The organism is Peribacillus psychrosaccharolyticus ATCC 23296 (assembly GCF_000305495.1).
In the GTDB taxonomy this organism is placed as follows: domain Bacteria; phylum Bacillota; class Bacilli; order Bacillales; family DSM-1321; genus Peribacillus; species Peribacillus psychrosaccharolyticus.
This window is the reverse complement of sequence record NZ_AJTN02000160.1, coordinates 1-23,432: the sequence shown is the minus strand read 5'-3', so window position 1 is coordinate 23,432 and position 23,432 is coordinate 1. Positions and strand designations below refer to the sequence as shown.

Annotated in this window: 25 protein-coding genes, 11 tRNA genes and 1 pseudogene; 33 read left to right on the top strand and 4 right to left on the bottom strand. The window is 39.4% G+C overall.

Features of this window, described 5'->3' with window-relative positions; all coding sequences use genetic code 11:
* Nucleotides 1-57: 57 nt before the first annotated feature.
* Nucleotides 58-678, bottom strand: a pseudogene (locus tag WYK_RS07950) (histidine phosphatase family protein).
* Between the two features lie 189 nt (nucleotides 679-867).
* Here WYK_RS07950 and WYK_RS07945 point away from each other — a divergent pair.
* From WYK_RS07945 to WYK_RS07920, 7 genes are all read left to right on the top strand, one after another.
* The gene (locus WYK_RS07945; protein WP_040373993.1) at nucleotides 868-1,635 is read left to right on the top strand and encodes a hypothetical protein; all 768 of its coding nucleotides are present in this window, start codon (nucleotides 868-870) and stop codon (nucleotides 1,633-1,635) included.
* A gap of 181 nt (nucleotides 1,636-1,816) precedes the next feature.
* The gene (locus WYK_RS07940) at nucleotides 1,817-2,878 is read left to right on the top strand and encodes a D-alanine--D-alanine ligase (protein ID WP_040373992.1); all 1,062 of its coding nucleotides are present in this window, start codon (nucleotides 1,817-1,819) and stop codon (nucleotides 2,876-2,878) included.
* Nucleotides 2,879-2,912: 34 nt separating this feature from the next.
* Nucleotides 2,913-4,304, top strand: coding sequence for a UDP-N-acetylmuramoyl-tripeptide--D-alanyl-D-alanine ligase (locus WYK_RS07935; protein WP_040373991.1), 1,392 nt, complete (start codon nucleotides 2,913-2,915; stop codon nucleotides 4,302-4,304).
* Complete coding sequence (locus tag WYK_RS24515; RefSeq protein ID WP_152526438.1) at nucleotides 4,301-4,480, top strand: hypothetical protein; 180 nt, start codon at nucleotides 4,301-4,303, stop codon at nucleotides 4,478-4,480. The genes WYK_RS07935 and WYK_RS24515 overlap by 4 nt, the downstream gene beginning before the upstream one ends.
* Before the next feature lie 754 nt (nucleotides 4,481-5,234).
* Nucleotides 5,235-6,749: a DEAD/DEAH box helicase gene (locus tag WYK_RS07930; RefSeq protein WP_040373990.1), complete on the top strand. Its 1,515-nt coding sequence runs from the start codon at nucleotides 5,235-5,237 to the stop codon at nucleotides 6,747-6,749.
* 109 nt (nucleotides 6,750-6,858) lie between these two features.
* Nucleotides 6,859-7,332, top strand: coding sequence for a PH domain-containing protein (locus tag WYK_RS07925; protein WP_040373989.1), 474 nt, complete (start codon nucleotides 6,859-6,861; stop codon nucleotides 7,330-7,332).
* Entirely contained in the window at nucleotides 7,325-8,752 is a 1,428-nt protein-coding gene (locus tag WYK_RS07920; protein WP_040373988.1) for a PH domain-containing protein, read from the top strand. The genes WYK_RS07925 and WYK_RS07920 overlap by 8 nt, the downstream gene beginning before the upstream one ends.
* 8 nt (nucleotides 8,753-8,760) lie before the next feature.
* Here WYK_RS07920 and WYK_RS07915 read toward each other — a convergent pair whose 3' ends face one another.
* Nucleotides 8,761-9,357, bottom strand: coding sequence for a rhomboid family intramembrane serine protease (locus tag WYK_RS07915; RefSeq protein ID WP_040373987.1), 597 nt, complete (start codon nucleotides 9,355-9,357; stop codon nucleotides 8,761-8,763).
* Nucleotides 9,358-9,445: 88 nt separating this feature from the next.
* On the opposite strand from WYK_RS07915, the gene acpS reads away from it, so the two are divergent.
* Nucleotides 9,446-9,793: a holo-ACP synthase gene (acpS, locus tag WYK_RS07910; RefSeq protein ID WP_040373986.1), complete on the top strand. Its 348-nt coding sequence runs from the start codon at nucleotides 9,446-9,448 to the stop codon at nucleotides 9,791-9,793.
* A 115-nt stretch (nucleotides 9,794-9,908) separates the two neighbouring features.
* On the opposite strand, the gene WYK_RS07905 is transcribed toward acpS, so the two are convergent.
* Nucleotides 9,909-10,421, bottom strand: coding sequence for a DUF4871 domain-containing protein (locus tag WYK_RS07905; protein ID WP_051387380.1), 513 nt, complete (start codon nucleotides 10,419-10,421; stop codon nucleotides 9,909-9,911).
* A gap of 272 nt (nucleotides 10,422-10,693) precedes the next feature.
* Here WYK_RS07905 and WYK_RS07900 point away from each other — a divergent pair, with 272 nt between their 5' ends.
* The 13 genes from WYK_RS07900 (at nucleotide 10,694) to WYK_RS07840 (ending at nucleotide 21,359) form a co-directional block, all read left to right on the top strand.
* Nucleotides 10,694-11,701 (top strand): LolA family protein, encoded by a 1,008-nt coding sequence (locus WYK_RS07900; RefSeq protein WP_040373985.1) that lies wholly within the window; start codon nucleotides 10,694-10,696, stop codon nucleotides 11,699-11,701.
* A 119-nt stretch (nucleotides 11,702-11,820) separates the two neighbouring features.
* The gene (alr, locus tag WYK_RS07895) at nucleotides 11,821-12,990 is read left to right on the top strand and encodes an alanine racemase (protein WP_040373984.1); all 1,170 of its coding nucleotides are present in this window, start codon (nucleotides 11,821-11,823) and stop codon (nucleotides 12,988-12,990) included.
* Between the two features lie 148 nt (nucleotides 12,991-13,138).
* Nucleotides 13,139-13,420: a CopG family ribbon-helix-helix protein gene (locus WYK_RS07890; RefSeq protein WP_040373983.1), complete on the top strand. Its 282-nt coding sequence runs from the start codon at nucleotides 13,139-13,141 to the stop codon at nucleotides 13,418-13,420.
* A 7-nt stretch (nucleotides 13,421-13,427) separates the two neighbouring features.
* Nucleotides 13,428-13,778 carry a type II toxin-antitoxin system PemK/MazF family toxin gene (locus tag WYK_RS07885; RefSeq protein ID WP_040373999.1) on the top strand — a complete coding sequence of 117 codons (351 nt, stop codon included), beginning with the start codon at nucleotides 13,428-13,430 and terminating at the stop codon, nucleotides 13,776-13,778.
* Nucleotides 13,779-14,176: 398 nt separating this feature from the next.
* On the top strand, nucleotides 14,177-15,034 hold the full coding sequence (locus WYK_RS07880; RefSeq protein ID WP_040373998.1) for an RsbT co-antagonist protein RsbRA: 858 nt from the start codon (nucleotides 14,177-14,179) through the stop codon (nucleotides 15,032-15,034).
* Nucleotides 15,006-15,362: an STAS domain-containing protein gene (locus WYK_RS07875; RefSeq protein WP_040373982.1), complete on the top strand. Its 357-nt coding sequence runs from the start codon at nucleotides 15,006-15,008 to the stop codon at nucleotides 15,360-15,362. The genes WYK_RS07880 and WYK_RS07875 overlap by 29 nt, the downstream gene beginning before the upstream one ends.
* Nucleotides 15,363-15,366: 4 nt before the next feature.
* Nucleotides 15,367-15,768 (top strand): anti-sigma regulatory factor, encoded by a 402-nt coding sequence (locus WYK_RS07870; protein ID WP_040373981.1) that lies wholly within the window; start codon nucleotides 15,367-15,369, stop codon nucleotides 15,766-15,768.
* 11 nt (nucleotides 15,769-15,779) lie between these two features.
* Nucleotides 15,780-16,790 (top strand): PP2C family protein-serine/threonine phosphatase, encoded by a 1,011-nt coding sequence (locus WYK_RS07865; protein ID WP_040373980.1) that lies wholly within the window; start codon nucleotides 15,780-15,782, stop codon nucleotides 16,788-16,790.
* A 60-nt stretch (nucleotides 16,791-16,850) separates the two neighbouring features.
* Nucleotides 16,851-17,183 carry an anti-sigma factor antagonist gene (locus WYK_RS07860; RefSeq protein WP_040373979.1) on the top strand — a complete coding sequence of 111 codons (333 nt, stop codon included), beginning with the start codon at nucleotides 16,851-16,853 and terminating at the stop codon, nucleotides 17,181-17,183.
* Nucleotides 17,180-17,650, top strand: a complete 471-nt coding sequence (rsbW, locus tag WYK_RS07855) for an anti-sigma B factor RsbW (RefSeq protein ID WP_040373978.1) — start codon at nucleotides 17,180-17,182, stop codon at nucleotides 17,648-17,650. Before WYK_RS07860 ends, rsbW begins: the two co-directional genes overlap by 4 nt.
* Nucleotides 17,628-18,416 (top strand): RNA polymerase sigma factor SigB, encoded by a 789-nt coding sequence (gene sigB, locus WYK_RS07850; RefSeq protein WP_040373977.1) that lies wholly within the window; start codon nucleotides 17,628-17,630, stop codon nucleotides 18,414-18,416. Before rsbW ends, sigB begins: the two co-directional genes overlap by 23 nt.
* Nucleotides 18,416-19,024: a PP2C family serine/threonine-protein phosphatase gene (locus tag WYK_RS07845; RefSeq protein WP_040373976.1), complete on the top strand. Its 609-nt coding sequence runs from the start codon at nucleotides 18,416-18,418 to the stop codon at nucleotides 19,022-19,024. Before sigB ends, WYK_RS07845 begins: the two co-directional genes overlap by 1 nt.
* A gap of 151 nt (nucleotides 19,025-19,175) precedes the next feature.
* On the top strand, nucleotides 19,176-21,359 hold the full coding sequence (locus WYK_RS07840) for a Tex family protein (RefSeq protein WP_040373975.1): 2,184 nt from the start codon (nucleotides 19,176-19,178) through the stop codon (nucleotides 21,357-21,359).
* Nucleotides 21,360-21,438: 79 nt separating this feature from the next.
* On the opposite strand, the gene cmpA is transcribed toward WYK_RS07840, so the two are convergent.
* Nucleotides 21,439-21,558 (bottom strand): cortex morphogenetic protein CmpA, encoded by a 120-nt coding sequence (gene cmpA / locus WYK_RS24510; RefSeq protein WP_152526437.1) that lies wholly within the window; start codon nucleotides 21,556-21,558, stop codon nucleotides 21,439-21,441.
* A gap of 84 nt (nucleotides 21,559-21,642) precedes the next feature.
* Between cmpA and WYK_RS07835 the strand changes: the two genes are divergently transcribed.
* The 12 genes from WYK_RS07835 (at nucleotide 21,643) to WYK_RS07780 (ending at nucleotide 23,421) form a co-directional block, all read left to right on the top strand.
* Entirely contained in the window at nucleotides 21,643-22,116 is a 474-nt protein-coding gene (locus WYK_RS07835) for a SprT family protein (RefSeq protein WP_040373974.1), read from the top strand.
* Nucleotides 22,117-22,304: 188 nt separating this feature from the next.
* Nucleotides 22,305-22,379: transfer RNA gene (locus WYK_RS07830), tRNA-Asn, on the top strand.
* Between the two features lie 3 nt (nucleotides 22,380-22,382).
* A tRNA-Ser gene (locus WYK_RS07825) sits at nucleotides 22,383-22,473 on the top strand.
* Between the two features lie 15 nt (nucleotides 22,474-22,488).
* Nucleotides 22,489-22,560, top strand: a tRNA-Glu gene (locus WYK_RS07820).
* 18 nt (nucleotides 22,561-22,578) lie between these two features.
* A tRNA-Asp gene (locus tag WYK_RS07815) sits at nucleotides 22,579-22,655 on the top strand.
* A gap of 71 nt (nucleotides 22,656-22,726) precedes the next feature.
* Nucleotides 22,727-22,801, top strand: a tRNA-Gln gene (locus WYK_RS07810).
* Between the two features lie 12 nt (nucleotides 22,802-22,813).
* A tRNA-Lys gene (locus WYK_RS07805) sits at nucleotides 22,814-22,889 on the top strand.
* A 10-nt stretch (nucleotides 22,890-22,899) separates the two neighbouring features.
* Nucleotides 22,900-22,980 (top strand) — tRNA-Leu (locus tag WYK_RS07800).
* 58 nt (nucleotides 22,981-23,038) lie between these two features.
* Nucleotides 23,039-23,125, top strand: a tRNA-Leu gene (locus tag WYK_RS07795).
* Nucleotides 23,126-23,158: 33 nt separating this feature from the next.
* Nucleotides 23,159-23,235, top strand: a tRNA-Arg gene (locus WYK_RS07790).
* 5 nt (nucleotides 23,236-23,240) lie between these two features.
* Nucleotides 23,241-23,317: transfer RNA gene (locus WYK_RS07785), tRNA-Pro, on the top strand.
* Between the two features lie 30 nt (nucleotides 23,318-23,347).
* Nucleotides 23,348-23,421, top strand: a tRNA-Gly gene (locus WYK_RS07780).
* The last annotated feature ends 11 nt before the right edge of the window (nucleotides 23,422-23,432 follow it).

The following is a 23,432-nucleotide window of genomic DNA, read 5'->3' as shown; positions in this document are numbered from 1 at the left end:
TGCAAGTCCTTTTTTCTATGGAAAAATGTTTTGTTTTTCTATTATGTGGGAATCATACTAGGTCAATCCATTTAAGCAGTGGGTAGTGTCTCCCTCAAAAATGATTTCAGGTTTATGTTGATTGATAGTAATTTTAGTTAAACTCACATTCCCAATATAGGGTTGTGAATAGAGCTGTGATAAAGAAAGGTTCTTTATGGAGGCCATAAAAGCCCGAATGAATAGAGAATGAGAAACAATCAGAACTGTCCCTGCAGGATGTGCTTCGGTGATTTTTTTATAGGAAACAGCGGCACGTTCCAGGATTTGAGGGTATGACTCTCCGCTGTTTCTCTGGTAAAGATGGGGAGTCTCCCAAAATGATTTATACTCATTTGGGTATTCTGCTTCAATCTCTTCTTTATGTCTGCCTTCCCAGTCACCAAAAGACATTTCACGCAGCAGTTCACTTTTGATAAGTGGAATCACACGTTTACCTGCAATGAGTTAAGCGGTATAAGCGGCACGTTCACTCGTACTTGTATAGATACAATCGATGGGTGTATCCTTTAAACGCTTTCCTAAAGCTAATGCATCAATTATCCCTGATGGAGTCAGGTCACTGTTTTCCCAGCCTTGCATTCTTCCTGTAAGGTTCCATTCGGTTTGTCCATGGCGTACTAAGTAGATCGTCAACATCGCTATCTCTCCTGCTTTTGTTTTAAATTTATTATATACGCTGTGTAGCGTACAGGCTAAGATAATGATATTCTTTTCGAAAGAGAAATAAAACATACGAAAGTAAACCATTTGCTCGGCTAATTTGGTAAAATAAAGTGGAAGTGTCTGTTGTTTTTTTAATTGCTGGTGCGGAGGGTAAGGGATACCATGAAAAATGATAGTAGAGACATTATTTATATACATCTGCAGGCTTCTGAACGTTTTGCACTCTTTTCTGGAATGAGTTTTCGAGAATTTGGACACTCAACAGAAGTACCATTGAGTAATCTTCTGCTGCTAAAGCATCGATATGAAGAAGGAGAATTTAACTTAAATACGTTATTAGAGTATGTTCCTGAGGATCGTGTAAAGGAGATACTGAAGGAAGATGTAGATGAATATGGTGATTTTTGCTGGCTGGATTTTGATGAAGAGTCAGGGCTCGATGAATTAGATGGTCAGGAAATTGCCGAATTATTATATCTAGGGCATTGTAAGAATCATCTGCGAGCGCCGTTCTTTCGGAAACTGAAAAATCAATATGTCTATCTTGCTCATGATGACGGTTGGTTTAATAAATTATACTACCGTACTCTTGACAGCTATTTACATTTGATTGGAAATGTTCTGCCTCTCAAACTAGAATCCGTAACAATAGAACGAACCTGGCTGGGTAAAAAAAAGAAAAGTGAAATCCCTAAGGTGCCGGATGGGATTCTTTCTAACCTTACACCGTTAATGGCAGAGGGTTTGGTTCTATCGTTTTCTAAAGCACAACAGACGAGACAGAAGATTGAAATACCTGGTTGGGTTATTGGCGATTATGTAAATATGGACGAAATGATGGAGAGCTATAAAGAAATGAGCACGGATCATCCGCATATACAGATTATTTATTATCGAAAAACTAAAGAGTGGTCCATTATAAAAAAATAATTCCCCTGATTCAGGGGTTTTTGTTTTCCAAAATTATATAGAGCAGGCGCGAATATAGGCTATCTTACATAGAATAGTTTAGAAAACATAAAACTGCATGATTTCCATGATTAATTTTTTTCGTTTTGAAGGGAAAATGATACAATAATAAAGGTTACTAGAATATTGGAGGGTTTATTTAATGAAAACAAAACTTGGATTGCTTTATGGCGGCAAATCAGCAGAGCATCAGGTGTCGATGCAAACAGCTCTTGCAGTTATTAAGGCATTAGATATAGAAAAATATGATATACATCCGATTTACATAACTGAAGAAGGGGATTGGATGAATGGTCCTAAGCTGACAGGTCCCGTTCAAAATGTTAAAGAACTTGCCTTTTCTGGTGAGAGCTCCGTATCACCTCTTGCGCTGAATTCTGCTCAAGATGAACAGAAGTTTGATGTCATCTTTCCTCTATTGCATGGTCCTAATGGGGAAGATGGGACTGTACAAGGAATGCTTGAATTGATAAATCTTCCTTACGTTGGGAATGGAGTATTAGCTTCTTCAGCAGGGATGGATAAGGTCATCATGAAAAACCTCTTTGCACAGGCAGGTCTCCCGCAGGTGGGCTATAACTGGTTTATTCGCTCTGAATGGGAATCAAATAAAACAGCAGCTTGTGAAAAGGTTGAAAGTGAGTTAGGGTACCCTTGCTTTGTAAAACCAGCTAATCTTGGTTCAAGTGTAGGAATCAGTAAAGCAGTTAATAGAGATGAATTAATGGCGGCGTTTGATGAAGCTTTCCAATTTGATCGTAAAGTAATTGTGGAGGAAGGAGTCATCGCCAGGGAAGTAGAAATTGGGGTGATGGGTAATGATACTCCTGAATGTTCAGTAGCAGGAGAGATTATCGCTAAGAAGGATTTCTACGACTATAAAGCTAAATATGAAGATGAAGATACAGTTATGGTTATTCCAGCTGAAGTTACAGAATCAGAATATAAAATGTTAAGTGAAATGGCCGTTACCTCGTTTAAGGCTCTGGATTGCTCTGGACTTGTTCGAGCAGACTTTTTCCTAACCAAAGATGGGAAAGCTTATATCAATGAAGTGAACACAATGCCTGGATTCACACCTTACAGCATGTTCCCTCTGTTATGGAAGCACACGGGAGTTGAATATCCTGAGTTAATTGAACGGTTAGTTAACCTGGCTAAAGAACGTAATGACGAGAAACAAAAAATTAAATATACTTTTTAAGTTATCATGCTGCAAAGATTGGTGGAGGAAGTAAATGATTAAAAGAACGTTTAACCAAATTCAAAAAATGGCTAATGGCCTTAATCAGACTACCCAATTTGGGGATGTTTTGGTTGAGGGTGTTACGATTGATTCCCGAAAAATAGAACCAAACAACTTATTTGTGCCGCTTGTCGGGGAACATGTAAATGGCCATCAGTTTGTAGAAAAAGCGTTTCTTCAAGGTGCAGCCGCATCCTTTTGGCAAAGTGATATGCCTAATCCTCCGGAAGGACTGCCGCTGATTATTGTTGATGATGTGCAAGCTGCCCTTCAACAATTAGCGAAAGCATACCGTCATCAAGTGAATTGTAAGGTGGTAGGCATCACAGGAAGCAACGGTAAAACGACAACAAAAGATATGACCGCTGCCCTGCTGTCCGAAAAATATAAGGTATGCAAGACAAGAGGGAATTATAATAACCACTTGGGCATGCCTTTAACACTATTATTGATGGATGAAGATACGGATGTCGCTGTCTTAGAAATGGGTATGAGCAGCAGAGGGGAAATAGACTTTCTGTCAACGCTTGCTCAGCCGGATATAGCTGTCATCACGAATATTGGTGAGTCACATTTACTTGACCTTGGTTCACGTGAAGAAATTGCGAATGCTAAGCTTGAGATTGTTGCCGGTATGGCTGATGGAGGAACGCTTATTTATCACGGCGATGAACCCTTACTTCTTGAACGGATTAAAGGGAATTTCCCTCACCTGAGAACAGTATCATTTGGCCGTAGTCAGGATAGTACTCTTTATGCGTCTTCTATTATGCAGAACCAAGATACCACCTCTTTTAAATTAGAGGAAAATGGGGATGAGTACATGATCCCTGTGCTCGGTAATCATAATGTCCTTAATGCGTTGGCTGCTATTTTAACTGCAAGAGAACTGCAGGTAAGTGAATCAGCAATAAAAGAAGGTCTGAAGACTATTCAGCTGACAAATATGCGCATGGAGATGGTTGCAGGTGCTAATGGCGAAAAAATAATTAATGATGCTTATAATGCCAGCCCTACATCTGTTAAAGCTGCAATCGAGTTAGTTGAAGGGATGACCGGCTTTAACCATAAACATTTAGTTTTTGGAGATATGCTGGAGCTTGGACCACAAGAAGAAAGCTTCCATTTGAAAATTGGCGAAATCATTAATCCCAACAAGATTAATCATCTTTACACCTTTGGACCTTTAGCAAAAAAAATTGCAGAAGGTGCGCATAAACAATTTTCTAGTGAAAATGTTCATTCGTTTCAAGATAAATCAGCGTTAATTCTTAAACTGAAGGAATTGTCCGAAGCTGGCGATTTGATTTTAGTTAAAGCATCAAGAGGTATGAAGCTTGAAGAAGTCGTCTCTTCTTTACAAGCAAAAAGCAGCGTTCAGTGATTATCCAAATGGCAGCCCGCAGACTGATTGCGGTGCTGCTGTTTTTTATTTTAGAAATCGGATATAACCAAAATAAATCGGGTCCAACATTGCAATACCAGCATTATAATGGTAATATAGAGGTTGAGGTTAAATGCCTTTTAATTGGTGATAATAGTATATGTCTATTTCCTTAAATATTAAAGGCACTCAACTAGCTCTTATGAAAAATTTTCGTTTGTGAGTTTTCGTTGTTTTTGAAGAAATTCGTACTTTCAGATTAAATAGACCGAGCGTCTTGAAACCATATAAAAGCTGCCGTTTTGGCGGCTTTCGTTGCAAATAGGAATGCGGACCGAGGATCTTCCCTCGGTTAGCAGATTCACAAGTTTCCAGCCTAGCTGGCTGATATCCACAGACGGAAACTCCGTCATGCCTTAAAGGCACCGCTTGTGACTCGATACCACTTCCGCACTCCCTCAACGCATAAGGGTCTGTTTGTATGAAGCACCTGGATTTCCAGGTTTGTCTATGGTGTTTGTAGAGACTATTTCTACCCTCAACACATAGGGAAAAGGTGCAGCAGCCCTCACCTGAATAATACGGCAGTTCCGTATACTACTTTGATATTTCCATTTTTGGATTTAATTTTGATTACATGTACTATTAAAAAGTGAGATGCCTATGTAGGGTGTTTACTGCTTACTTGCAGCAGGCTTTTAAGTAATTTGGCTTGCTTTCATGTTGTTCCTTTTTAATAAATCATGATTAGATTCAGCGTTTGATAAAAATGTAGTGTTTCTTTTGGGTGATAATTGAGAAAACTTTTCTTAAGAGACGTTTGCTTCTATCGATATGATGGAATTGATTAATGGATACGCTGATGTCCGAAGATCAGCATACCGGGCTATTGCCACGGAAAAATTAAGATAATAAAGGGGCACGAATAAATTGACATTGTTTAGTGAATTAGGATTAGACAGAACATCGATGAAATCAATAGAAAAAATGGGTTTTGAAGAAGCAAGTCCCATTCAAGCACAGACGATTCCATTGGCACTTGAAGGAAAAGATATCATTGGTCAAGCACAAACAGGTACTGGTAAAACAGCTGCTTTTGGTATTCCTTTGATTGAAAATATCGACTTATCTAGTGATAATGTACAGGGAATTGTTATCGCACCTACTCGTGAATTGGCTATTCAAGTTTCGGAAGAACTTTTCAAACTTGGTTACGGAAAACGCACTCGCGTATTAGCAGTTTACGGTGGACAGGATATTGACCGTCAAATCCGCGCTTTAAAGAAAAACCCGCATATCATTGTAGGTACACCTGGTCGTTTATTAGATCATATCAAACGTAAGAACATTAAATTAGGCAATGTTCATACTGTAGTATTGGATGAAGCAGATGAAATGCTTAACATGGGCTTCATTGAAGATATCCAATCTATTCTTTCAAACGTACCAGAAGAAAGACAAACATTGCTTTTCTCTGCAACAATGCCTGATCCAATCCGTAAAATTGCGGAAAGATTTATGAAGGATCCTACACTTGTTAAAGTTAAAGCTAAGGAAATGACTGTTTCTCTTATCGATCAATATTATGTTGAGCTAAGAGAAAATGAAAAATTCGATACATTGGCTCGTCTGCTTGATATTCAAACACCAGAACTTGCTATCGTTTTCGGTCGTACTAAACGCCGTGTTGATGAGCTTGCATCTGCATTGACAATTCGCGGTTATATGGCAGAAGGAATTCATGGTGATTTAAGCCAGGCAAAACGTATGTCTGTATTGAAGAAATTCAAAGAAGGCAGCATTGATGTCCTAGTTGCAACAGATGTAGCAGCTCGTGGTCTAGATATCTCTGGTGTTACACACGTTTATAACTTCGATATTCCTCAAGATCCTGAAAGCTATGTCCACCGTATTGGACGTACAGGAAGAGCTGGGAAGCATGGAGCAGCAGTTTCTTTTGTAACGCCAAGAGAAAGAGGTCAGCTGCATGCAATTGAGCACACAACTAAAAAGAAAATGGAGAAATTAAAAACTCCAACTTTAAGTGAAGCTCTTGAAGGTCAACAAAAAGCGGTTACTGAAAAAATCGTTAACACTGTTGAAAACGAAGATTTATCATTATACCTTCCGCATGCTGAAGAATTACTTCAAAAGCACAGCGCAATTGATTTAGTGGCAGCAGTCCTTAAATCAATGACGAAAGAACCAGATGCTTCTCCGATCAAATTAACGGACGAAGCGCCAGCTGGATCAAAACGTGGTGGATACAAAGGCTCTAACAGCCGTCCTCGTAATGGCAGCGGCGGGGGACGCAGCTCAGGCGGCGGACGTAAAGATTACGGCGGTGCTAAACGCACTGGCGGCGGAAGCACTAACCGTAAGTCAAATGGTTATGGCAACCGTAGCAGCAGCACGAGTTCAAACAGAGATAAAATCAATAAATAATACGTTTTAAAACAGAAAGAGCCGCTCAATCACGAGCGGCTCTTTCTGTTTTTTATTTTGGAAATTATAGTATACTTAAATTAAATAGAACGTTGAAAGGGGATGGCATATGGAACCTCAGAAACGAATTGCTAAAAATGCGCTCAAAGTGTGGAGAATTAGCGGAATCCTTGAATCTTTGCTTATTCTGGTAATCAGCATAACTGGAATTACGCTGACATACCTATTTGATTTTCCACGGTGGATTATTATTCTTTGCGTATGTCTATTTATCCTGTCTTTCTATCTTTTTGTGTTCCTTCTACCATCACTTAGGTGGAAGCGGTGGAGGTATGAGGTCAGAGAAGATGAAATCGAGATACAAAGTGGGATTTGGATTATTAAACGTACGCTGATCCCAATGGTTAGAGTTCAACATGTTGAAACCAAGCAAGGTCCGATTCTCAGAAGATATGAGCTGGCAACCGTCGAAATATCAACTGCTGCAACCAACCATGAAATACCGGCTTTAGAGATTAAAGAAGCCGATGATTTGCGGTTCTATATTTCTAGAATGGCCAGTGTGGAGGAAGAAGATGTATAATCCGAAACGGCTTCATCCAGCTGCTATCTTGTTAATGATTCTGAAAATAGTTAAGGACGCTATTTTTCCCCTGGTACTCATTTTTCTTTTTGGAGGAAACAATTTTGGAGAGAAAAGTTTTCTGCTTTATCTAGGGTTTGGATTAGTTATTTTGTTTGTTATCGGGTCAGCGGTTCTAACTTGGTTTCGATTTACATACTGGATTGAAAATGGGGAACTTCGAATTGAATCAGGGTTATTTGTTAAAAAGAAACAATACATCCGATTTGAACGCATACATAGTGTGAATATTTCTGAGGGACTGGTTCAGCGATTGTTTGGCTTGGCTAAGGTTCAAATAGAGACGGCTGGCGGAGAACAAGCTGATGTGGAACTAGCTGCGATTAATAAGAAGGAAGCTGAAAGAATTCAGTTGATCCTAGCAGAAGGGAAAAGAGAGAAAACACCTGAAGCGGCAGAGTCCGCAGACGTACGGACAGAGAGTATTTTTCAACAGACTTTTCCTCAGCTTTTCTTAATGGCTGCTACTTCCGGTGGCGTAGGAGTTGTTTTTTCTACGTCAGCCGCGTTCATTTCTCAATTTGATGAAATCATTCCATTTGATAAGGTCTTTAGTGGCTTTGAACATGTGTTGGAAGCAAGCCTTATATTTATAACTATTTTGGTAGTGAGTGCTTTTATCGTTGCTTACTTAATTGCCACGATAGGCATTGTCTTAAAGTATGGTCATTTTACTTTGAAAAAAAAGGGTGAAGAATTAATAATTTCCCGAGGCTTGCTGGAAAAAAGGAAGATTACCATCCCAACTAAGAAGATTCAGGCAATCAGGATATCAGAAAACTTATTAAGGCAGCCTTTAGGTTTGGCGAGTGTCTACATTGAATACGCTGGTGGATCGGCTAAGGATTCAGAAAACGCTAAGATAATGCTTTTTCCACTCATTAAAAAGAAGGACTTGCAGGGACTGCTTGAGTCCTTTGTTCCGGGGTATCAATACGAAGCGGATATGCAAGGTTTGCCGAAGCGAGCATTTTCCCGCTATTTATTTCGTCACTCATTCCTTGCTGTAATAGTTATCGCTGCTTGTATCTGGCTGTTCAGACCTTGGGGATTCCTATCATTGGTGCTGGTACCTTTATCCTGTCTGTGGGCGTATTTAAGCTTCAGGGAAGCAGGCTGGATAATTTCAGGTAATCAGCTGCAAGTAAGGTTTAGAATCATTTCTAAGCAGAGTTATCTATTTCATAAAAATCGAATTCAGGCTATTACTTATTCCACGAATTGGTTTCAATTACGTAAAAGTCTGGCCTCCATTTTTATCACTGCTAAATCTGGAGCAGGTCCGACAATCGGTCGGATAAAAGATCTAGAAAAGCAAGATGCATCAACAATTACGCGATGGCTTGCTTCACGTTACTGAATTAGAACCTATAGCTGTTGAGACCGCTTTTGAAAAAGCGGAGCCAAGATAAAGCCGGCAACTAGACCGGTAAAGTGTCCGATTAAATTGATATTCGGTTCAATCAGTGACATAATCACTGCAAAAATGGCAAGGGTGTAAATGGTCGTTTCAAATTGTTTAGGTACAGGCTGCTTATGGAAGATGGATGCATAGAGATAAAAACCAAGTAGTCCCATAATCGAATTACTTGCTCCAACATGGACATAGGATAAGGGCATGAATAAGTAAGTAGCTATATTCGCGATTAGACCTGTTAAAAGAAAGAAGCCTGCGAATAACGAACTTCCTAGATGCCTTTCTAATAAAGGGCCGAATAACAGGATGGCTAAACAATTAAATAGGAAATGACTAAATGAAATATGGAGGAAAATGGGTGTTATGAGCCTCCACCATTCACCGTTAGCGATGTAGAGATTGACACCTGCCCCATTGTAATAAAGCAAACCCTTAGGAAAGACTGGAGAACTATGGAGAATATAAACAGCTAGGCAGAGGGAGAGAATGATTAGTGTCATAGGGTAAAGACCAGGGTATTGACGGTAATTATCTGGTTTTAGATACATTAGATTCATCCTTCGTAATAGGAATTTAGTTAATTAATAAGCCTGTCTAATGTATATGCGGGTCAGATAAAGGATAGAAGGGAAGCTTATGATAAAGGGAATAGGTATGGATATTGTAGAAATTGACCGAATTCAGGCAATTGTAGATCGACAGCCGAAATTCATCAACAGAATTCTAACGGAGCAGGAGCGTATGCGGTTTTCTAAATTAAAAGGAAACAGACGTTATGAATACTTTGCCGGCAGGTATGCAGCCAAAGAAGCATTCTCTAAGGCGTGGGGTACGGGAATTGGGAAGGAACTATCTTTCTTAGACATTGAAATTTTGGTTGAACCAAGTGGTAAGCCATATTTCAGTAAACCGTTGAAGAATGGAGTTCATCTTTCTATAACGCATAGCAAAGAGTTTGCAGCGGCTCAAGTGATTATAGAATAACGGGAGTAAGCAAAAAAAGCTTGCTTCTTTTTTTTGCTTAACAAGTTTGTTTCATTTGGGTCTAACAAACAAGAGCCTTACTAAGGCTCTTAGGAATTGTCAACATTCCGGACGGTTACTTTCCCTTTATATCCATAACCAATGTATCGAATAATTGGTCATCAATATAAACTAGGAGTGCCCACTTTCCTGCCTTTGGAAGCTCAACATTCGAAGGCAAACTCGCATCTGCTCCATTAATTTTACCACTACTGACGCCAGTCCTAGACCAACTCCCATCACTTAAAACAGGACTTATAGTAGAAGTATCTTGGTTGTAACCAACAATTGTGAAGTTCCCTTGATCAATTCCCCAAAAATGCCACAACCACTTTTCCACTTCATTTGGTTTTAATTCTGGGCCGATTATGCCAAGTTTATTTTTGTTTCCGACCATATCACTACTTGTACCTGTGTCAAAGGCGACAGTCGTCCTATCCCAATCTATTTTATTAAAATCTCTTTCCGTTACAAAATTAGGAATATCTTCAGGCAGGCTGATTTTATTTGGATTTACCGTGGTTGATGTACAACCACTCACAACAAATAAACAAATAAATAGTGCGATAAAAAGGCTCTTAATTTTCAAGAAGTTTCCTCATTTCTAGTTTTCTTTTGATTTTACCATTAAATACCATTTCGTTGGAGTAGTGATTCTGCCTTCGGCTTTTCAGTCATATTGGTACGAGTTGTCTCATATACTCATATTGCTTAGGGAGACAAGGCCTGTTAGAAGGTACATTGACATATAAACCGAAAAGACGGGATAAACGGAACTCATGATTTGGTTTGTATTCAATGTCTGGACGCTGCCCTTTCCTCTCTCTTTTACATTTAAATGAAAAGATGGGGGCTGGAGAAATGAAGAAGGTCTTTGCAATTTTTGCTGGAATATTACTGATACTTGCGCTTTCTGCATGCGGAAAAAAGTCGCAGGATGAAGTAGTGAGTGATTTAAACGAAAAAGTGGATGAAATGAAGGGCTATAAGGTAAATGCTGTGATGACCTTGAAGATGGGGACGGATCCTCAAGTATATGATGTTGAAATCTGGCATAAGAATCCCGATTTTTACAAAGTGAATTTAAAGAATTCTGAGAAGGAACAAAGCCAAATGATTCTCCGTAATGACGATGGAGTATATGTATTAACACCTGCTTTGAATAAAAGCTTTAAATTTCAAAGTGAGTGGCCAGAGAACAGTAGTCAAGCCTATTTATATGAATCGTTGGTGAAGGATATTATGGATGATGCAACAGCAGGATTCAAAGAAACGGATAAACATTATGTCTTTACGACAAAGACACGTTATCAAAATAATAAAATGCTCCCTTACCAGGAGATTACTCTTACGAAACGGGATTTAAAACCGGTCAGTGTCAAAGTAATGGATCCTGATCAAAATGCCCTCGTAACGGTAAAGTTCTCGAAAGTAAATTTCAATGCTGCTTTTGATAAGGATGCTTTTGATATGAAGAAAAATATGGCGCGAGCAAAGATGGAGATGCCGGCAATGGCTGGGATGAAGGATGATAATTTCTCAGTACGGTATCCAGAAGGAATCGAAGGAGCAACTCTTGCGGAGGAGAAAGAAATAGCGATTGAAAATGGACGTCGAGTTGTTTTAACCTATCAAGGTGAACGAAACTTTACGTTGGTTCAGGAAAAAAGAGAGGTCAGAGAAACGACTGTCTTGTCGGATTTGGTAAATGGAGAGCCGGTTGATTTAGGCTTTACGTTCGGTGCAATGACAGCTAACACAATTAGATGGACGTATGAAGGTGTGGATTATACCCTTGCTTCTCAAGATTTAACGGAAGAAGAATTGGTGACGATCGCCCGTTCAGTTAATGGGACAGCGGTAAAATAATGAATACTCATTCTGCCGATTTCATTTAGGAGAACCCGCTTCTTTTTTCTAGTGTACTGTATTTGTCCTTTCGTTATTAAAAAAAATTCTCTATAATAAGGGGCACATAACAGTACACTATGAAAGAAGGATTATCTGTGACTTTGCAAAATTTTTATAGAGATACTTGGGCAGAAATCAATTTAGATGCTATTTTCGAGAATGCAGCAAATATGAAAAAACACCTGCCTCCTGAGATTACTCTCTTTGCAGTTGTAAAGGCAAATGCATATGGTCATGGCGATGTTGAGGTAGCTGAGACTGCTATTCAGGCTGGTGCGGGTTATTTAGCAGTAGCCTTTTTAGATGAAGCACTCGCATTACGAAAAAAAGGAATAACGGCACCGATTTTGGTCTTAGGAGCATCACGCCCTGAAGATGCTCAAATTGCTGCTAGAGAATCAATAACCTTAACTGTTTTTCAAGCAGGCTGGCTTGAAGCAGCTCAGTCTTTTCTTGAGGGAACTGTTCTTACTATACATTTAAAGTGTGATAGTGGGATGGGGAGAATTGGTATACGAAAACAAGAAGAGATGAATGAAATCGAACGTTTTCTTCAGAAAACGAAGTGTTTTGTACTAGAGGGAATCTTTACTCACTTCGCTACTGCGGATCAACTAGATACAGAGTATTTTAGTAAACAGCTTGCTCGATTTGAGGAAATGCTGACGTGGCTCAAGGAAAAACCAAAATATGTCCACGCGGCAAATAGTGCCGCATTATTGAGATTCCCGAATGCAGTCTTCAATTCAGTTCGCATGGGCATTTCTTTATATGGCTTGTCACCCTCCATGGAAATGAAAGAAGTTTTACCTTTTGCGCTGCGTCCAGCTTTTTCGTTAAAGACTAAACTTGTGCATGTCAAGAATATCTCGAAAGGCCAAAGCGTCAGTTATGGAGCAACCTATACAGCAGAAGAAGATACCTGGATTGGAACATTGCCTATTGGATATGCGGATGGCTGGATTCGAATGCTCCAAGGTCAGGAAGTGCTGCTTGAAGGTGGAAGGTCTCCGTTAGTTGGGCGGATATGTATGGACCAATGTATGGTTAAATTATCGCGAGAGTTTCCAGTAGGTACTGAGGTAACGTTAATAGGGAAGAACGGCACTGAGTGCATCACTGTCGATGATATTGCTGAGAAACTAAATACAATAAACTATGAAGTAACTTGTATGATTTCATCCCGAGTTCCCCGGATGTACCTGAAGGACGGACGGATAACTGGAGTTGTTAATCAACTAATATAATTTATTTATAAATAATATCGTATAAAATATATCTACTTTTGCTGATAATAATATAGAGTTTCGAATATACTCTTTGCAGATAGTAAATTTAATGGTAATATTATAAAGAATATATTATGGTGTGTAGTGATGGTGGAGGTGTATGTTTGTGTCTGAATCCAGCGCAACAAGAGAAATTTTAATTCGATTACCTCAAAACTTTTTATCCGAGCTTGATGGGTATGTTTCTGAAGAAAATGTGAATCGTAGTGAATTTATTTACCATGCGACAAAAGTGTATATTCGTGAAAGAAAAAAAAGAGAATTTCGCGAATCGATGAAACGTGGTTATATTGAGATGGCAGCCATTAACTTAACAATTGCTTCGGAAGCATTTTTGTTAGAATTTGAAGCTGACCATTGCGTTGAACGATTAGCTAGCGGAGGCTGAGCCCTTGATTGTTGTGAAACGTGGTGACGTATACTTCGCAGACCTGTCTCCGGTCGTAGGATCAGAACAAGGCGGGACGCGACCAGTGCTTATCCTTCAGAATGACATTGGAAATCGCTTTAGTCCTACTGTGATTGTAGCAGCCATTACAGCGCAAATTCAAAAAGCCAAATTGCCTACACACGTTGAAATTAATGCAAAGAAATATGGGTTCGAGCGTGATTCAGTTATTTTACTAGAACAGATCCGCACAATTGATAAGCAGCGGCTGACTGATAAAATTACTCATCTTGATGAACCGATGATGGAAAAGGTCAAAGATGCTCTGCAAATTAGTTTAGGACTGGTTGATTTTTAAAATGTCATCCTATTTATTATTCATATAATCTGAATCCTGAGGTTCTCAGGATACTTGGAAAGACTGTTCCTAAAAGGACAGTCTTCTTTTTTTGCATTTTTTTGACTGATCAGTTGATAACCATTAAAGGACTTCTTTTTTTTCAACTTAAGTAAATTAGCAGGGGAAACTATAACATTTGACGAATGAAAGAATAAAAACGTATAGTTAAAATGAGAAGAATCTCCATTTAGTAGGATATTCAGGTATAGAAAAATAACGGAACCAGTTAATTTAATAGATCGGCGAGCGGTAGTTAATGATAAATGCGAGATAAATAAGTTTTTGTTTACATTTACATAACATCCATGTTACCTGAACAGGAATGCTCTAGTGGATGTGTTAGAATGGAGGAAAATATGAATAAACAGGTGTATGATTTTATAAGAAACAATCAAGAATTCATCTTAGAAAAATGGATGGATATTATGAGAAAAAATGCGGATGAGCGTCTGATTAAGGTGATTTCTGATCAGATGTTTACTCAGACAAGCCATGAATTTATTGATATGGTTATTGCCAATATGGAAAGCAAAAATGATGCATTTACCACTAAACTGTCTGATTTTGCCGAAAAAGTTGTTCGCTTAGGCTGGCCGCTTTTCTTTGTGAACGAAGGTTTACATAAATTCACACTGATTGTCTTAAATGGTATGGCTGAACAAAAAATCATAAATCCTGAAAATCAAATTGAGATTATAAATAGTCTTGATAAGTGGTCCTCTCCGATGAATAATGAGATAGTTAATGTGTATACCCACACATGGGAAAGAACCGTATCTCTTCAAAAAATCGCGCTGCAAGAATTATCTGCACCTTTGATTCCAGTATTAGAGGGAATTACAATTATGCCTTTGATCGGAACGATCGATACTGAAAGAGCAAGGCAAATTATGGAGAACTTACTTACGGGTGTGGTAAAACATCGTTCGGAAGTAGTCCTAATCGATATTACCGGTGTGCCTGTCGTTGATACAATGGTTGCTCACCACATTATTCAGGCTGCAGAAGCGGTCCGATTGGTTGGTGCAAAATGCATGCTGTGCGGCATTAGGCCGGAAATTGCACAGACTATTGTTAATTTAGGTATCAACTTAAACGAAATTATTACTAAGAACTCCCTTAAAAAAGGGATAGAGGCAGCTTTAGAAATAACAAGCCGTAAGATTATAGAGGTGGAGGAAGATCATGAGAATTCCAATTTTAAAACTATATGATTGTCTTCTCGTTTCGATACAATGGGAGCTAGATGACGCAACCGCCCTTCAATTTCAGGAAGATTTACTACAAAAGATACATGAAACAAATGCTAATGGTGTGGTAATTGATATTACTTCGATAGATTTTATCGATTCCTTTATAGCTAAGGTATTAGGTGATGTCTTTAGTATGTCGAAGCTGATGGGGGCGAAAGTTGTCATAACAGGAATTCAGCCGGCCGTTGCTATTACCCTCATTGAATTAGGGATCACCTTAGATGATGTCCTTACAGCGTTAGATTTAGAGAAAGGCCTGGAGAAATTACAACAGGAATTGGGGGATTAGAAGTATGGAGGTCCAATCCTGCGTAAAAATTATCAATGAATGGGATATCGTGGCGGCTCGACAGCTTGGACGAAATGTGGCGAAGGATCTCGGCTTTGGCACGGTCGATCAAGCGAGAGTTACGACGGCCATTAGTGAGCTGGCAAGAAATATTTATCTATATGCCGGTCAAGGCACCGTAGCTATAGAAAAGGTTCAAAGAAACGGGAAAGCTGGAATGAAAATAATTGCCGTGGACGAAGGTCCTGGGATTAAAGATATTCGAAAAGTTATGGAAGATGGATATACTACTTCAGGAGGACTAGGAGCAGGCCTTCCTGGGGTAAAGAGGTTGATGGATGAATTCGATATCGATTCCACACCAGGGAAAGGAACGAAAATCCTTGCAACGAAATGGCTTCGTTAGGGGGAGAGGTTATGGAATTCAAAGATAATTTGGAAGGTAAATACCGTGAGGCCCTTTCAAGCTTTCTTAAGGATCAAACAGAACAAGCCTTATACCAAGGACAAAAAATCAGTAGAAAAACGATGGAAAATCGTGTTTCGCCTGAAGAAATTATTAGCATGCACAAAAGTATTTTAATGGAAGTTTGTCCAGGTGATCCGCAAAAGATACTTGATTCATTTGATTTTTTAATGGAGGTAATGATGGGATACGGGATTGCGTATCGTGAACATCAAAGCTTGCGCCATCAGCAGCAGGAGCTAAAATCAGAGATAGAACTAGCAGCAAATGTACAGCATACGCTGCTTGAAACAAAGATCCCGGATGTTAAGGTGATGGATATTGGTGCAATTAGTGTGCCTGCTCGCCAAATGAGCGGGGACTACTATCACTTTGTCCAAGATGAAAACCAAAATATCGGGGTGGCAATAGCCGATGTAATCGGGAAAGGAATTCCTGCTGCACTTTGTATGTCGATGATTAAATATGCGATGGACAGCCTTCCAGAAAATCGCCATGCTCCGAGTAGTGTCCTTGAAAGCCTTAACCGCGTAGTGGAACAAAACGTCGATCCAAGTATGTTTATCACGATGTTTTATGGTCTTTATAACCCGGATAGTCACGTTTTTTCGTATGCTGCAGCGGGACATGAGCCAGGGTTTTATTACGAAGCAAGCACAGATACGATGAGCGATTTAGATGCCAAGGGGTTGCTGTTGGGGGTAGAGAAAAAAACAAGGTACCGCCAATACGAAAAGCAAGTTGAACCCGGGGATATGATTATTTTGCTTTCCGATGGTGTAACGGAGTGCCGGACAAGTGAAGGGTTTATCGAAAGAGAAACACTAATGCAATTTATAAGAAATAATCTCCACCTAGGAGCGCAGGAAATTGTTAATAATATATTTAAACAGCTGGAGAAAATGCAGCATTTTGAATTAAGAGATGATTTTACTTTAATAATTTTAAAAAGAGATGTTTAAGGGCAAAAAAACTGGGTATATATAAAAATGGATATTGAGAAATAAAGGTGGGTCAATCGAATGAATATAACAATTGATGTTAAAGATATAAACTCAACCGTAGAAGTGCAAGTTAAAGGTGAAATTGACGCTTATACAGCACCAAAGCTTAGAGAATCATTATTTCCGCTTTCGGAGCAGGCTAATGTTTCTATGGTAGTCGATTTAACAGAAGTATCTTATATGGACAGCACTGGCTTAGGAGTATTTGTAGGGTTGTTTAAAAGTGTAAGAGCGCATAATGGAGAATTCAAGCTGATTGGATTATCTGAACGTCTGCGCCGTCTGTTTGATATTACCGGTCTAGCCGATATTATCGATATTAAAAGTCATGCAGAGGGTGGGTTAGAATGAGTCAAGCATACGATTATATTGAAATGAAAATACCCGCAAAGCCAAATTTCATTGGAGTAATTCGTTTGACCCTCTCAGGTATCGCCAGCCGGATGGGCTTCACTTATGATGAAATTGAGGACTTAAAGATCGCTACAAGCGAGGCTTGTACAAATGCAGTTCAGCATGCATATAAAGATAATCAAGGCGAAGTGAAAATTAGTTTTGGCCTTTATGAAGATCGTTTAGAAGTCATGGTTTCAGATAGTGGAGAAAGTTGTGACTTTGATGAAGTACGCCAAGGATTAGGACCCTATGAGAACGGACAAAACGTGGAATTCCTTCGAGAAGGAGGCTTGGGCCTTTACCTCATAGAGACTCTAATGGATGAAGTGAAAATTCACCAGCATGAAGGGGTCACGGTATTTATGACTAAGTTTTTAGAGCGGGAGCAGGTGGAGATGGATGCAAAGACACTCTCAACCTAATCAGATGACTAAAGACAAGGTCAATGCTTGGATTAAAGCGTACCAACTCCATCAAGATGAGGAAGCTCAACAACAACTTGTTCTTCATTATAAAGGCTTAGTTGAAACGATTGCGCGAAAGTATTCAAAGGGAAGATCCTTTCAAGAAGATATCTCTCAAGTAGGGATGATCGGATTGCTTGGCGCAATTCGGCGATATGATGAAACCTTCGGAAAGAGTTTTGAAGCTTTTGCAGTACCAACCATCATCGGTGAAATTAAACGTTTCTTACGTGATAAAACATGGAGTGTTCATGTTCCGCGTCGAATCAAAGAACTTGGACCGAAAATTCGGGTTACGGTTGAAGAACTTACAACAGAACTTCATCGTTCACCTAGAATTGATGAGATTGCAGAGCATCTTGACGTACCTGAAGAAGAAATTCTAGAAGCGATGGAAATGGGAAAAAGCTATCAAGCTTTATCGGTTGATCACTCTATTGAAGCGGATTCAGACGGAGGAACTGTTACACTTCTGGATATCTTCGGAAATGTTGACGAGGGCTATGAACGGGTTAATCAACGCCTTGTTCTGGAAAAGGTTCTACATGTATTGACTGAGAGAGAAAAGATGATTATTCAATATACGTATCTTGAAAACCTTAGTCAAAAAGAAGCAGGAGAAAAACTAGATATTTCCCAAATGCATGTATCACGTCTTCAACGAAGAGCGATTAAGAAACTGCAAGTGGCTATAAATGCAGAAAATAATACGGAGTCTCTATAATGATTAAAGAAGTACTCAGAGAGAAGGAGCTAGAAGTGTTAGCTTCCCAATCCTCCAAAAATGGGATGCCCTATTGCGGAGATGATTACTTTTTCATGAATACAGATGAGTATTTTCTATGTGTTCTCGCAGATGGCCTCGGCAGTGGCAAATTCGCTTATGAGTCCTCAAGTGCCATCACTGATGAGGTTAAGAATTATCATCATGAAAGTGTCGAGACCCTTATGTCACTTTGTAATAATACACAAGTGAATAAAAGAGGGGCTGCAGTGTCCATCCTGAAAATATACTATGACACGAAAGAGTTTGTATACAGTTCAGTAGGGAATATCCGTTTTTTTCTGTATAACCCCGACTCAGATAAACTGGTTTATCCATTACCGGTAACCGGTTATTTATCTGGCAGGAAACAAAAGTATCACACGCAAAGATTTAAATATGAATCAAACGCGAAATTTATTCTCCACTCAGATGGCGTTTCTCTTCAGGGAGCAAAGTCTTTATTGAAAACGAGATTTTCACTTGAACGGAACGCTCAACTGATTTTAGAGGGGAATACCATTCAGTCCGACGATTCTACATTTATAATAGGAAGCTTACTTTCTTGAGAAATCATAAAAGTAAGCTTTTTTATGTTAGGGTACTGTTGAGTTGTATGAAACAGAGTGAAGATTCGCAACATGCTTTTTGATTTGTTAGACTAGTTATAAGCAATAAAAAGATAATGATTATTTTTACATAAAGAGCGGAGGAATCCCATTGGTAGCAGAAGAAAATCAACTAAAAGAGATCATTAAACAAGTTGTAAAAGAATTAAATCTAACAGTAAATCAAGTTCAAAGTGTCATTAACCTGTTAAATGAGGGAAATACTGTACCGTTTATTGCTCGATATCGGAAAGAGATGACCGGTTCATTGGACGAGGTAGAGATTCGTTCAATAATGGATAGATGGAAATACCTTGAAAATCTTCATCATCGTAAAGAAGAAGTGGTTCGTATTATTGAAGAACAAGGCAAATTAACACCCGAGCTGAAAGCTCAAATTGAAAAATCGGTAAAGCTGCAAGAAATAGAAGATCTTTATCGGCCATATAAGCAAAAAAGGAGAACGAAAGCTACTGTAGCTAAAGAAAAAGGGTTAGAACCGTTGGCTGAATGGCTAATGAAATTTCATCCTGAATCTGTATTGTCTAAGGCTGAGGAGTTTGTTTCCACTGATTTAGACGTTTTAACCGCAGAAGATGCTGTTGCTGGTGCAAAAGATATCATTGCTGAGCAGATATCTGACGATGCTGCGCTGCGGAAGTGGATTAGGGCAGATGTCTTTAAAACGGGGAAAATAATGTCCGTTAGTAAAAATGAGGACGCCGATGAGAAAAAAATCTTTGAAATGTATTATGAATATGAAGAGCCTGTTCAAAAAATTGTTCCTCACCGAGTTCTTGCGCTCAACCGCGGAGAAAAAGAGGAAATTTTAAGAGTGTCAATTGAGCCAAAGGAAGAAGCGATTCTAGAGTATATGGTAAGAAAAATCATTAATAAAAATGATTCGAAATCCGCAGGTTTTGTGACGGAAGCTATTGAAGATAGTTTCAAACGATTGATTTTCCCTTCAATTGAACGTGAAATTAGGAAAGAACTAACCGAGAAGGCTGAAGATCAAGCCATACATATATTTTCTGAAAATCTGAGAAATTTATTGCTTCAGCCACCTTTAAAAGGAAAGGTCATACTTGCATTAGATCCAGCGTTTCGAACAGGCTGTAAACTTGCTGTACTTGATGAAACAGGAAAAGTCATTGATATTAGTGTTATTTATCCACATGCTCCGATTAATAAAAAAGCAGACGCTCGAGAGAAAACGATTTCGCTTATTGAACAGTTTAATGTAGAAGTGGTAGCGATAGGGAATGGGACAGCTTCGAGGGAGTCGGAACAATTTATTGCAGATATTCTTAAAGACTTGCAGCGGAATACTTCTTATATCATTGTAAATGAAGCAGGAGCAAGTATTTATTCAGCATCTGAAATAGCTCGTGATGAATTTCCTGACTTACAGGTTGAACAGCGCAGTGCCGTATCTATTGGCAGAAGACTTCAGGATCCACTCGCTGAATTGGTAAAAATAGATCCGCAATCTGTTGGGGTTGGACAGTATCAGCATGATGTATCACAGAAAAAATTGGCTGAATCGTTAACGTTTGTCGTTGAAACAGCTGTTAATCAGGTAGGCGTAAATGTCAATACGGCTTCACCTTCATTACTTCAATATGTGGCAGGACTATCAAAGACTGTCGCACAGAATATTGTGAAGAAAAGAGAAGAAGAAGGAAAGTTTGAAAGTAGAAAACAATTAAAACACATTCCTAGACTCGGTGCAAAAACCTATGAGCAAAGCATTGGTTTTATGAGGATTATAGATGGGACAGAGCCTCTGGACCAAACCTCTATTCACCCTGAAAATTATAGTGCCGTTAATGAACTACTGAAAAAGCTGGGTTCTACGAAAGCTGAATTGGGAAGTGAAGCTTTAATTCAATCATTAAAGAATATAGATGTGAAGGCATATTCCGAGGAGCTGGGTATCGGGGAAATCACCCTGAAAGATATAATAGAAGCTTTGATGAAACCAGGTAGAGATCCTCGGGATGAATTGCCGAAGCCATTGTTGAAGAAAGATGTACTTAAAATGGAGGATCTACAGAAAGGGATGGAGCTACAAGGTACAGTCCGAAATGTTGTCGACTTCGGTGCTTTTGTCGACATCGGGGTTAAACAGGATGGGCTTGTTCATATTTCCAAACTAAGCACCCGTTTTGTTAAACACCCACTGGATCTTGTGTCAGTAGGAGATGTGGTTACGGTATGGGTTGAGCAGGTAGATGTTAATAAACAACGTGTATCATTAACAATGCTTGAGCCTAAAGAACAGACTATGTAAAGGAATGCCCCTTTCTTCTACTATAGAAGAAAGGGGTATTTTTATGGTTAGCTAAATCTAGAGAGTGATAAGCTAGCGGCTATAAATGAATTCGTTCTTTTTTACGATAATAAAACCAGCATTGATTAAGTAATTTGATTTGATAGGAGTCTTTTTCATAAAAAGCCCGTTTCATTTGGTTTTGTAACCAATTTGGCATGGATAAACCTCCTGGTTTTCTAACTAGTTAACACTATGTTTATGATATAATGGGTTGTCATGTTACCAGGAAAGGGAGAAGTTAATGGATAACGAGATGCTTCAGGAGTTAGTCGAAGATATTTCGGAAAGGGAATTTAGTAAAACGTTTAGGCATCAAGCAAGTTTTAATCCACGTCTACGGACGACAGGCGGCCGCTATTTACTTCGATCTCATAATATCGAGATTAATGAAAAATATTTTCTAGAAGGCGGAATAGATGTTTTAACAGGGATTATTAAACATGAGCTATGTCACTATCACCTTCATCTAGAAGGAAAAGGATATCAGCACAGAGATGCCAGTTTTAGAAAATTACTAAGAGAAGTAGAAGCTCCGCGTTTCTGCAAGCCCCTTGCTTCGCAGCAAATTAAAAAGAAAAAGACGAGAACTCTTATGTATTCTTGTACAAGCTGCAGCCAGATCTATCAGAGAAAAAGAAAAATAAATCTAACTAAATATGTTTGTGGAAAGTGTAAAGGGAGACTGGTGTTTACAAAAGAAATCATAGAACAGTGAAAAATTCTGTAGATTAAGTATTAGTTAAAACCCTTGTGTTTATTGAGTTTATCGCTTAAAAAGTTCTTTCTTAAATAATAAATGAAGAATATAAAAAAAGAGTGTTGACTTTTGATAACAATGTCCTTATAATCTAAAGAGTCGAGAAAATAACTTACGGTTTTTTAGCGGCAAACAAGATACATTATTCCGCAGTAGCTCAGTGGTAGAGCATTCGGCTGTTAACCGAACGGTCGTAGGTTCGAGTCCTACCTGCGGAGCCATACGGGGAAGTACTCAAGAGGCTGAAGAGGCGCCCCTGCTAAGGGTGTAGGTCGCGCGAGCGGCGCGAGGGTTCAAATCCCTCCTTCTCCGCCAGGAACATTTTTTTAAGGCCCCTTGGTCAAGCGGTTAAGACACCGCCCTTTCACGGCGGTAACACGGGTTCGAATCCCGTAGGGGTCACTTTATACATAACTTAATGGTCCGGTAGTTCAGTTGGTTAGAATGCCTGCCTGTCACGCAGGAGGTCGCGGGTTCGAGTCCCGTCCGGACCGCCATTATTATTTTTAAAAAGTACTTGCAGTGAAATATCATAATATGATAAGATGATTTTCTGCATTAGATTTATTGGGCTATAGCCAAGCGGTAAGGCAACGGACTTTGACTCCGTCATGCGTAGGTTCAAATCCTGCTAGCCCAGCCATTTTTTTTGTACGAGCCATTAGCTCAGTTGGTAGAGCATCTGACTTTTAATCAGAGGGTCGTAGGTTCGAATCCTACATGGCTCACCATTTTTAATATGCGGGTGTGGCGGAATGGCAGACGCACCAGATTTAGGATCTGGCGCCGCGAGGCGTGGGGGTTCAAGTCCCTTCACCCGCATTAGAAATTTCTTGTTGACAGCAACTCACCAATGTGTTACGATAATAAAGTCGCTTTTGCGGTCGTGGCGGAATGGCAGACGCGCTAGGTTGAGGGCCTAGTGGGGGTTAACCCCGTGGAGGTTCAAGTCCTCTCGGCCGCACCAACAAAATTTCAAATTATACTTTTCTTATATAAAGCGCCCGTAGCTCAATTGGATAGAGCATCTGACTACGAATCAGAAGGTTGTAGGTTCGACTCCCGCCGGGCGCACCATATTTCGGGAAGTAGCTCAGCTTGGTAGAGCACTTGGTTTGGGACCAAGGGGTCGCAGGTTCGAATCCTGTCTTCCCGACCATTACTTCTCAATAAAATCTCAATTATATATGCGGGTGTAGTTTAGTGGTAAAACCTCAGCCTTCCAAGCTGATGATGAGAGTTCGATTCTCTTCACCCGCTCCATTATAACTTTA

What these genes read in the sequence shown, in the direction of transcription:
- WYK_RS07865 (WP_040373980.1), top strand. Translation starts at nt 15,780, where the DNA reads ATGGAATTCAAAGATAATTTGGAAGGTAAATACCGTGAGGCCCTTTCA.
- WYK_RS07900 (WP_040373985.1), top strand. Translation starts at nt 10,694, where the DNA reads ATGAAGAAGGTCTTTGCAATTTTTGCTGGAATATTACTGATACTTGCG.
- WYK_RS07835 (WP_040373974.1), top strand. Translation starts at nt 21,643, where the DNA reads ATGGATAACGAGATGCTTCAGGAGTTAGTCGAAGATATTTCGGAAAGG.
- WYK_RS07925 (WP_040373989.1), top strand. Translation starts at nt 6,859, where the DNA reads ATGGAACCTCAGAAACGAATTGCTAAAAATGCGCTCAAAGTGTGGAGA.
- alr (WP_040373984.1), top strand. Translation starts at nt 11,821, where the DNA reads ATGAAAGAAGGATTATCTGTGACTTTGCAAAATTTTTATAGAGATACT.
- WYK_RS07945 (WP_040373993.1), top strand. Translation starts at nt 868, where the DNA reads ATGAAAAATGATAGTAGAGACATTATTTATATACATCTGCAGGCTTCT.
- WYK_RS07860 (WP_040373979.1), top strand. Translation starts at nt 16,851, where the DNA reads ATGAATATAACAATTGATGTTAAAGATATAAACTCAACCGTAGAAGTG.
- cmpA (WP_152526437.1), bottom strand. Translation starts at nt 21,558, where the DNA reads ATGCCAAATTGGTTACAAAACCAAATGAAACGGGCTTTTTATGAAAAA.
- rsbW (WP_040373978.1), top strand. Translation starts at nt 17,180, where the DNA reads ATGAGTCAAGCATACGATTATATTGAAATGAAAATACCCGCAAAGCCA.
- WYK_RS07940 (WP_040373992.1), top strand. Translation starts at nt 1,817, where the DNA reads ATGAAAACAAAACTTGGATTGCTTTATGGCGGCAAATCAGCAGAGCAT.
- WYK_RS07870 (WP_040373981.1), top strand. Translation starts at nt 15,367, where the DNA reads ATGGAGGTCCAATCCTGCGTAAAAATTATCAATGAATGGGATATCGTG.
- WYK_RS07920 (WP_040373988.1), top strand. Translation starts at nt 7,325, where the DNA reads ATGTATAATCCGAAACGGCTTCATCCAGCTGCTATCTTGTTAATGATT.
- WYK_RS07935 (WP_040373991.1), top strand. Translation starts at nt 2,913, where the DNA reads ATGATTAAAAGAACGTTTAACCAAATTCAAAAAATGGCTAATGGCCTT.
- WYK_RS07880 (WP_040373998.1), top strand. Translation starts at nt 14,177, where the DNA reads ATGAATAAACAGGTGTATGATTTTATAAGAAACAATCAAGAATTCATC.
- sigB (WP_040373977.1), top strand. Translation starts at nt 17,628, where the DNA reads ATGCAAAGACACTCTCAACCTAATCAGATGACTAAAGACAAGGTCAAT.
- WYK_RS07845 (WP_040373976.1), top strand. Translation starts at nt 18,416, where the DNA reads ATGATTAAAGAAGTACTCAGAGAGAAGGAGCTAGAAGTGTTAGCTTCC.
- WYK_RS07875 (WP_040373982.1), top strand. Translation starts at nt 15,006, where the DNA reads ATGAGAATTCCAATTTTAAAACTATATGATTGTCTTCTCGTTTCGATA.
- WYK_RS07915 (WP_040373987.1), bottom strand. Translation starts at nt 9,357, where the DNA reads ATGTATCTAAAACCAGATAATTACCGTCAATACCCTGGTCTTTACCCT.
- acpS (WP_040373986.1), top strand. Translation starts at nt 9,446, where the DNA reads ATGATAAAGGGAATAGGTATGGATATTGTAGAAATTGACCGAATTCAG.